The sequence below is a fragment of the Saccharomonospora halophila 8 genome (assembly GCF_000383775.1).
GTDB lineage: Bacteria > Actinomycetota > Actinomycetes > Mycobacteriales > Pseudonocardiaceae > Saccharomonospora > Saccharomonospora halophila.
Map to the genome: position 1 here is coordinate 127,229 of NZ_KB912557.1, position 8,021 is coordinate 135,249.

9 protein-coding genes are annotated in these 8,021 nt (G+C 67.0%); 4 read left to right on the forward strand and 5 right to left on the reverse strand.

Annotated elements, in window-relative coordinates:
• From SACHA_RS21975 to SACHA_RS0113050, 3 genes are all read left to right on the forward strand, one after another.
• Window positions 1–976: Tm-1-like ATP-binding domain-containing protein (locus tag SACHA_RS21975; RefSeq protein ID WP_039738938.1), on the forward strand; the 976-nt coding region annotated here is incomplete at its 5' end.
• Window positions 977–978: 2 nt separating this feature from the next.
• On the forward strand, window positions 979–1,821 hold the full coding sequence (locus SACHA_RS0113045) for a phosphoenolpyruvate hydrolase family protein (RefSeq protein ID WP_019810478.1): 843 nt from the start codon (window positions 979–981) through the stop codon (window positions 1,819–1,821).
• Window positions 1,822–2,250 carry an SRPBCC family protein gene (locus tag SACHA_RS0113050; RefSeq protein ID WP_019810480.1) on the forward strand — a complete coding sequence of 143 codons (429 nt, stop codon included), beginning with the start codon at window positions 1,822–1,824 and terminating at the stop codon, window positions 2,248–2,250.
• Between the two features lie 58 nt (window positions 2,251–2,308).
• On the opposite strand, the gene SACHA_RS0113055 is transcribed toward SACHA_RS0113050, so the two are convergent.
• The 3 genes from SACHA_RS0113055 to SACHA_RS23425 are packed head-to-tail and all read right to left on the reverse strand — an operon-like array spanning window position 2,309 to window position 4,099.
• Window positions 2,309–2,632, reverse strand: a complete 324-nt coding sequence (locus SACHA_RS0113055; protein ID WP_019810482.1) for a hypothetical protein — start codon at window positions 2,630–2,632, stop codon at window positions 2,309–2,311.
• 7 nt (window positions 2,633–2,639) lie between these two features.
• Complete coding sequence (locus tag SACHA_RS26450) at window positions 2,640–2,774, reverse strand: hypothetical protein (RefSeq protein ID WP_269634181.1); 135 nt, start codon at window positions 2,772–2,774, stop codon at window positions 2,640–2,642.
• A gap of 17 nt (window positions 2,775–2,791) precedes the next feature.
• Complete coding sequence (locus SACHA_RS23425) at window positions 2,792–4,099, reverse strand: tetratricopeptide repeat protein (RefSeq protein WP_232211872.1); 1,308 nt, start codon at window positions 4,097–4,099, stop codon at window positions 2,792–2,794.
• A gap of 679 nt (window positions 4,100–4,778) precedes the next feature.
• On the opposite strand from SACHA_RS23425, the gene SACHA_RS21985 reads away from it, so the two are divergent.
• The gene (locus tag SACHA_RS21985; protein ID WP_051110217.1) at window positions 4,779–6,368 is read left to right on the forward strand and encodes a restriction endonuclease; all 1,590 of its coding nucleotides are present in this window, start codon (window positions 4,779–4,781) and stop codon (window positions 6,366–6,368) included.
• Window positions 6,369–6,730: 362 nt separating this feature from the next.
• Here the strand turns inward: SACHA_RS21985 and SACHA_RS0113075 are convergent, their stop codons facing one another.
• Window positions 6,731–7,477 (reverse strand): SDR family oxidoreductase, encoded by a 747-nt coding sequence (locus SACHA_RS0113075; protein ID WP_028663148.1) that lies wholly within the window; start codon window positions 7,475–7,477, stop codon window positions 6,731–6,733.
• Window positions 7,478–7,521: 44 nt separating this feature from the next.
• The coding region (locus tag SACHA_RS21990; protein WP_039738940.1) for an NADPH-dependent F420 reductase at window positions 7,522–8,021 on the reverse strand (500 nt) is incomplete at its 5' end.

Genomic DNA, 8,021 nt, shown 5'->3' on the forward strand with positions numbered 1-8,021 from the left:
CGCGATGACCGAGGCGTTCGCGCGGTTTCTGCCGGCCCGCGGTGACGTCGACGGGGTGCTCGGGCTCGGCGGCTCCGGCGGCACGGCGCTGATCACACCGGCGCTGCGCGCGCTGCCGGTCGGCGTGGGCAAGTTCATGGTGTCGACCATGGCGGCCGGGGACGTCAGCTCGTACGTCGGCGCGAGCGACCTCGCGATGCTGCACTCGGTCACCGACGTCGCCGGGCTGAACCGGATCTCACGCCGCGTGCTCGGCAACGCCGCGCACGCCCTCGCGGGCGCCTGCGCCCACCCGGTGGCCGTCACCGACGAGCGGCCCGCCGTCGGGTTGACGATGTTCGGCGTCACCACCCCGTGCGTGGACGCCGTGACCCGGCGGCTCGGCGACGACCACGACTGCCTCGTGTTTCACGCGACCGGCATCGGCGGCGCGGCGATGGAGAAACTCGCCGACGACGGACACCTCGCCGCCGTCCTGGACATCTCCACCACCGAGGTGTGCGACCTCGTCGCGGGCGGTGTCCTCGCCGCCGGGGAGGACCGGCTGGACGCCGTCGCCCGCACCGGAATCCCCTACGTCGGCTCCTGCGGCGCGCTGGACATGGTCAACTTCGGCGCTCCGGACACCGTGCCGCCGCGCTACGCCGACCGGCTGTTCTACCCGCACAACCCGCAGGTCACGCTGATGCGCACCACCGCCGACGAGGCACGCCAGATCGGCGGTTTTTTGGCGCGCAAGCTCAACGCCTGCGACGGTCCGGTCCGGTTCCTGCTCCCCGAGGGCGGCGTGTCGGCGCTGGACGCGCCCGGACAGCCGTTCCACGATCCGGAGGTGGACGCCGTGTTGTTCGACACCCTCGAAGCCGAGGTGGAGCAGACCCCGGACCGGCGGGTGATCCGGTCGCCGCGGCACCTCAACGACTCCGGCTTCGCGGAGGAGCTGCTGGCGGCGTTCGACGACGTGACGAGGAGGTAGCCGTGCCCCGGATCGACAGACGCGAGCTGCTGGAGAAGTTCACCGCGATGGCCGCGCGCGGCGAGCCGATCGTCGGCGGCGGCGCGGGCACCGGGCTGTCCGCGAAGTGCGAGGAGGACGGCGGGATCGACCTCATCGTCCTCTACAATTCGGGCCGTTTCCGGATGGCGGGCCGCGGGTCGCTGGCCGGCCTGCTGGCCTACGGCAACGCCAACGACATCGTCGTCGAGATGGCCGACGAGGTGCTGCCCGTCGTCCGGCACACCCCGGTGCTCGCGGGTGTCAACGCCACCGACCCGTTCCTGGACACCGACCGGTTCCTGCGCCGCCTGACCGACCTCGGCTTCTCCGGGGTGCAGAACTTCCCCACCGTCGGCCTCATCGACGGCACGTTCCGCACGAACCTCGAAGAGACCGGCATGGGCTACGCGCACGAGGTGGACATGGTCGCCGCCGCGCGGCGGGCGGACCTGCTCACCACGCCGTACGTGTTCTCCACCGACGACGCCCGCGCGATGACCGAGGCCGGTGCGGACATCCTCGTCTGCCACATGGGCCTGACCACCGGCGGCACGATCGGCGCGGAGACCGCGAAGACGCTCGACGACTGTGTCGCCGCGATCGACGAGTGGTCCGCCGCGGCCCGCGAGGTCCGCGACGACGTGCTGGTGCTGTGCCACGGCGGCCCGATCGCCACGCCGGAGGACGCCTCGTACGTCCTGGCGCGGACCGCGTTCTGCCACGGCTTCTACGGCGCCAGCAGCATGGAACGGCTGCCCGTGGAGCAGGCGCTCACCGCCCGCACCCGTGAGTTCAAGGCGTTGTCGACCGCGAAGGAGAAGTAGATGCCCCGGCCCTACGCGAGCGGAATCGTGCCCGGCGACGTCGACGAGGTGTGGCGGCGCGTCCGCGACTTCAACGGCCTGGCGTCCTGGCACCCGGCCATCACGAACAGCGAGATCGAACCCGGCCCCGGCGCGGGCGAGGTCGGCGCCATCCGGCGGCTGACCCTGGCCGACGGCGGCGTCGTCCGCGAGCAGCTGCTCACGCTCGACGACGTCGACCACAGCTACACCTACCGCATCCTCGACAGCCCGTTCCCCCTCCGCAGCTACGTCAGCACCATCCGGCTCGCCCCGGTCACCGCGACCGGCGACACCTTCGTCGAATGGTGGGCCGACTACGACGCGGATGCCGCCGACGAAGAGAAGCTGACCACCACCTTCGCCGAGGGTGTCTACGCCACGGGCATCACCGGGCTGGCCAACGGCTGACCGGGCGGCGGGGGCCGCGCCGGCGGGCGGGATGGACGGCAGCTGTTTCGTGACCGACTCAGCGATCAGCCTCGGTGGCGTCGAGTTCACGGCGGTATGCCTCGACGATCTCGATGAACTCGGCGTGGCCAAGCGTTGTGGTCTGGCCGCTGTACTCGTTGTCGACGGTCACAGCGTCGGGCGTGATGCTGACCCAGCAGGCATTCCCACCGGTTCCCCACTCTTCTTGGGTGGGGTTGCGCGCGTGATCGAGAATTTCGGCGAGCATGTCGCGGTCGTCGGTGACGTCGTCGCTGAGGAGCTCATCGATCGGCTCGTACCCGTCGGGAACGAGCACGGTGACGGCGCCGTGCTGGTCACGGCCGAAGCGGATCTCGGTCATGGCGTCCTCACTCTGCGGGATCGGGTACAGGGTAGGCCGTGGCGATGTCGTCCACAATTGCCGCGTCGAAGTCGATGCCGGGGTGAATAAAGCGTTGAATACGGGTGCCTTGGTAGGTGCCCTCCCACTTGCGCGGTCGCACCTTCCTAGAATCTCGTCCTACATTTCTCGTGACCACTTGGCATGGGCGCGTTCGTCGTAACCAGTGTCGGTCAGCGGCTGTATCCGGCCTCGGTCAACAAGTTTCGAAGCTGTACAGCGCTCTCGCGTACAGAGGAGGTTGCCACGTGTGGCATCCAGCTGGTCGAGTGCCCCGAGCAGCGTCGTCGCGGTGCGGGTTGAACCGACCTCGTCGACGTACGGCATGACACGCTCAATGGTCTGGTCAACATCACGCCATGCGCCCACCCGAATCTGCGCGTCGAGTAGGGACGCCAGATGATTGTAACGGCGTCGGACTTCGCGGCGAGGACTGACCTGGATGGAAGCGAAGAAGGTGTCGGCAGCGGAGCACCATTCGCCGGAGTTTGATCGAATCACGGCTTCGTGCCAGGCCAACTCCTGATCGTTGATCCACCACGCCCAGGCTGGGTCCTCATCGCGCACGCCATCCAGGTACAGAGATCGCGCCTGACGAAAGGTGCGTTCGGCTGCGGTGTCGTCTCCGTCCAGGGCGAGCGCGCGGGCCTCTCGGGTACGGAAGAGCGCTTCGAGGCGAGGTGAGAGCGTGTTCGTCTCCAGCACCATTCGGGCGATGCGAAGGGCTTCGCTGGGGCGGCCGAGGTGGCCTGCGTGCATTGACATGTTATGCAGGATCAGCAGTTCCATGCTGTGATCACCGGCCAGGCGTGACAGGTGCAGGGCTTCGTGGTTGATGCGGCGCACGAGGTCGTGTTCGCCCGCGTCGTAGAGCAACCACCCTGCGACTTCGCCGAGTTCTCCGGCTGCGGCGTAGAGGTCGCGTTCGATGGCGGGCTCGCACCGGTTGGCTCCTAGCTTACGGTGGACCGACCGGAAGAGTTCGAGGGCTACGTCGGAGAAATGGTCCCCGCCGAGGTAAAGGTCGAGGTCAACCAACTCGGCGATACGGCTGTGCAAGGTCTCGACGTAGGCATCGTCCAATCGGAGGCACGGGGCGTGACCATCGACCGGGGTCCGGTCCTCTTCTGGCACAGGGGGCGAGAGGAGAACGTCGATCGGGATACCGAAGATCCGTTCCAGCAGGCGTGCGGTCGCCGGACGCGGCTTGCCCAGCGGCTTACCGTGCAGGCCGCGTCCATTGACCAGCCGGTCGAGGTGCCGCACGCTCAGCGTGCCCGGTTCGCCGTGGTCGTGGGGGAAACGCTCGGCGTACTCGGCGAACTCCTGCAACGTCTCTTGCCGTACGTCGCGTATCTGGTGGTCCAGTGCGGTACGCGGTTTCCTCGTCGGTTGGTACTTCGTGCCGTGCTGGTCTGACGTCGCCATATCGGCCTCGTGTGGGTCTGTGTCGTCCGCCGGACGTAACCGCTGGTGATTTCAGTCTGGCACAGAGTATCGACGCTAAAGAACGACTTCCCACAGAAACCAGCCAACCTTGGGTTTCACCCACGTTCGATCCCGACGCCCACAAGCAGCGGCACCCCGTCGAGTGCAACATCAACCTGCACAAACAACACCGCGGGTTCGCAACCCGATACGATAAGCTCGCCCTGCGCTTCGAAGCCACCACCAACATCGCATCGATCACATCTGGACCCGCCGATTAGGAAGCCGGGAGGAAGCGTTGACGGCGGAGTACAGATAGGTGTAGCCGGTGCGAGTGCCGGTATTCTTGGTCCGTTCGACCTACTCGCCTGCTCGCTGCCCTTGCCGTGCACGCGTCACCCCCCACCATCGGGGATCGCAACGACTTTCTTGATGTCGGGATAATCCATTCAACCGGCCAGCGGGCGGTGATCGGCGGGGTTCGCGGTCGCTACGAGACCCGTGAGCGCCAACCCCCGGGCGGGTGTGTACGTAATGTGCACAGACCGCTTTTTGTGTGCCTCGATCGGCAGATCGACTGAGGTCCGTCCGGGTGCGATGTCCTCAAGGCCGGCGACGACGCGCACGACTCTGACTACGTTCGGGAGCGGCGTAGTCGGTCGATCGATAGGAACTGTCGATGGCACAGGGACGTTCGGAATGGGAGCGACGGCAGGCCGCGATGCGCCGCGAAGCGGAGAAGGCGCAACGCGAGGCGGAACGCGTTCGCAAGGCAAAGGAAAAGGCCGCTCGGGAGACCTACCAGAAACAACGCCAGGCGGAAGCGGAAGAACGAACCAGGCACGTTGAGACACAGATGGCCGAGCTGACGGGCTTGCTGTCCAACGCCCTGGCTACCCCGGTCCGACCACTCGACTTCGAGAGTATGAAAGAACGCGCGACTCTCCCGCAACTGGACCTTGGCGCGGACGCGAACCCGGCACCACGGCCCCGTTGGGACGACTTCGCCCCGCGACCACCGAGCCTGATCGGGCGATGGTTCGGCGGATATTCCCGGTATGCCGAGCGGAAAGCCTTCGCCGAACACCGCTTCGCTGAGGCCTCGCGTGAATACGAGGCAACCGAGAGAGCCCGCCTTCAACGGGTACGGGAGAAACGAACGGCACACGCAGCACTCCAGGAAGCCGAGCGAACGCGAGTGGCCACCCAAAACGCATGGGTCGACGAGCTCGCCCAAGGCGTTCGCTCCGGGGACCGGCACGCCGTCAGCTACTACTACCAGCGCATCATCGACACGATCCGTATGCCGTCCGAGTTCCCTGACAAACGCAAAGCCGGTTATGTTCCGGAATCGACCTTACTCGCCGTCGAATGGCGACTTCCTGGCCTCGACACCATTCCCTCGGAGCGATCTTTCAAGTACGTCAAGACGCGTGACACCATCGACTCCAGCGCGCGCAGTAGCGCGGATATCCGTATCGCCTATCAGCAACTCTCGGCTCAGATTGCGCTGGTCGTCCTTCGCGCGGTGTTCGACTCGGACCCTGCGGGACGACTGGTCAACACTGTCACCTTCAATGGCATCGTGGAGGACGTTGACCGCGCCACTGGCCAGCGTGTGCGCCGGTGTCTGATCACCCTGCGCGCCACGCGTGAACATTACGAACAATTGGTGCTGGACCGACTCGACGCAGTAACTTGCGTCACCAAGCACTTCGCCGCCACCGTCTCCCCACATCCTGAGGAATTGGTCGCGGTTACCCCCGTGATGAGCTTCGACATGGCCGATCCTCGAGTCATCGAGCCGGTAGACGTGATCAGCGAGATCGACCGTAGGCCCAACCTGGTGGACTTGTCCGCGAAGGAGTTCGAGCATTTCATCCAGAACCTGTTCACCCACATGGGCTTCGACACCAAAGTATACAAGGCGGACGGCGACGGCGGGGTGGACTGCGTAGCATACGACCCAGACCCGATCACCGGTGGCAAGTTCATCATTCAGGCGAAGCGGTACACCAAGGCAGTGCAACCCACCGCCGTCCGGGACCTCTACGGCACCGTGCAGCACGAGGGCGCGACCAAAGGCATTCTCATCACCACCGCAGGGTACGGCCCCTCCAGCCACGAATTCGCCAACGGCAAACCGCTACAGCTCATCGACGGCACCGGCCTGCTCGCGCTGTGCCAGCAACACGAGATTCCCGCGCGGATTGTGCTGCCGCATGGCCGACCCCGAGCATCTGGCGGCTCGTCGAAGAAGACGACGTAGCCCGACAGCGTCTGAACTGCTCAGGCGGAATCAGGAAGGTAGCCGGTCGCTTCCCAGAGCCCCTAACACATACTCTCGTCACATCGGCGAGACAGGCACACGGTCGAGCAGCTGAATCACGCGCGACCTCTCGGCGAACAACGCGGCGCCCGCGCTCCTGAAAGCAGGGCCCACGGCCACGAGCGGCGTTGGGGCCTGCACGTCAACCAGCAACGACCGCACCAAGCGATTGTCGTAGACATTCGGCAGCCTCCCGCGCCACGCGGCAGCGGAATCCTCATCGACCAGTCCACCGAGCAGCTCGTACCACGAAGGGGATCGTACGCGCCGATGCGGAGGCGTCAGTGCGCCTTTCGGTCCAGTCAGGCGGTGAAGCCGCCGTCGATGTTCAGGCTGGAACCGGTGATGTAGGCGGTGTCGGGCCCGGCGAGGTAGGAGACGAAGGCGCCGATCTCGGCGGCGGTGCCGTAACGTTCGGTCGCCGTGATGCCGGCCATGGCCGGCGCGACCGGCCCGTCGGCGGGGTTGGCGTCGGTGTCGACCGGTCCGGGTTGGACGTTGTTGATGGTGATCCCGCGCGGTGCCAGTTCCCGCGCGAGGCCGCGGGTCAGGCTCGCCAGCGCCCCCTTGGTCAGTGCGTAGATCGACTGCTCGGGGAAGGGCGTGCGGTCGGCGTTGATGCTTCCGATGTTGATGATCCGCCCGCCCTCGCCCAGGTGGGGCAGGGACTCGCGGATCGCGACGACGGCGGACCGCACATTGACCGTCAGCATCGCGTCGATCTGGTCCATCCGCAGCTCGGTGATCGGGGCGAAGAAGCCGACGCCGGCGTTGTTCACCAGGATGTCCAGGCCACCGAACCGCTCGACGGCCTGGGTGACGGCGGCTGCGACGTCCTGTTCCTGCATGCTGTCGGCACGGATCGGGTGTGCGGTGCCTCCCGCCGCGACGGCCGCGGCCGCGACAGCGTCCGCCTGCGAATCCGACCGGGCGTAGGTGAACGCGACCGTCGCGCCGTCGGCGGCCAGGCGGGCGACGATGCCCGCGCCCACGCCCCGGGATCCCCCGGTCACCAGTGCGGTCCTGCCCTCAAGCGGTCGTGTCGTCATGGGTCTCCCTTTCGATGATGTTGTGCTGAATCGGGTGCTCGTGGTCAGGGGCGCGCGTGCGGCACGAACCGCGCGTCGCGCAGGTTGCGGGCGAGCTCGGCGCGGTTCTGCTGGGCATGGCGGTGCCAGGCGGGTTGACCCGGCGTGGTGCGCCAGGACTCCCGCAGCGGACTGTTGTCCACGGTGTCGAAGCCGAACCGGTCGTAGAGCCGGGTCACGAGCGCGACGGCGTCGGGGAAATCGCTCGACACCGACAGCGCCAACCGGTCGGGGTCTCCGGCGGGCCGCCCGGCGGAGAGCAGGGTCGGCGCCTGGATGTGGGTGAACGCCTTGGCGATCCTGGATGTCGGGAGTTGCTCCTGGCGCAGCTCGTGCTCGGTTCTGGCGCCCGAATCGATCGCCGGGATGTGGCCGTCGCGCCAGACCATGTAGTTGTTCGTGTCCAGTACGACCTTGTCGGCCAGCTCCGCGACCGGCAGCCGGTCCGCCCCGGTGAGGGGCATCGCCAGCACCGCGAAGTCGGCGGCGGCCGCCGCGTCCGCCG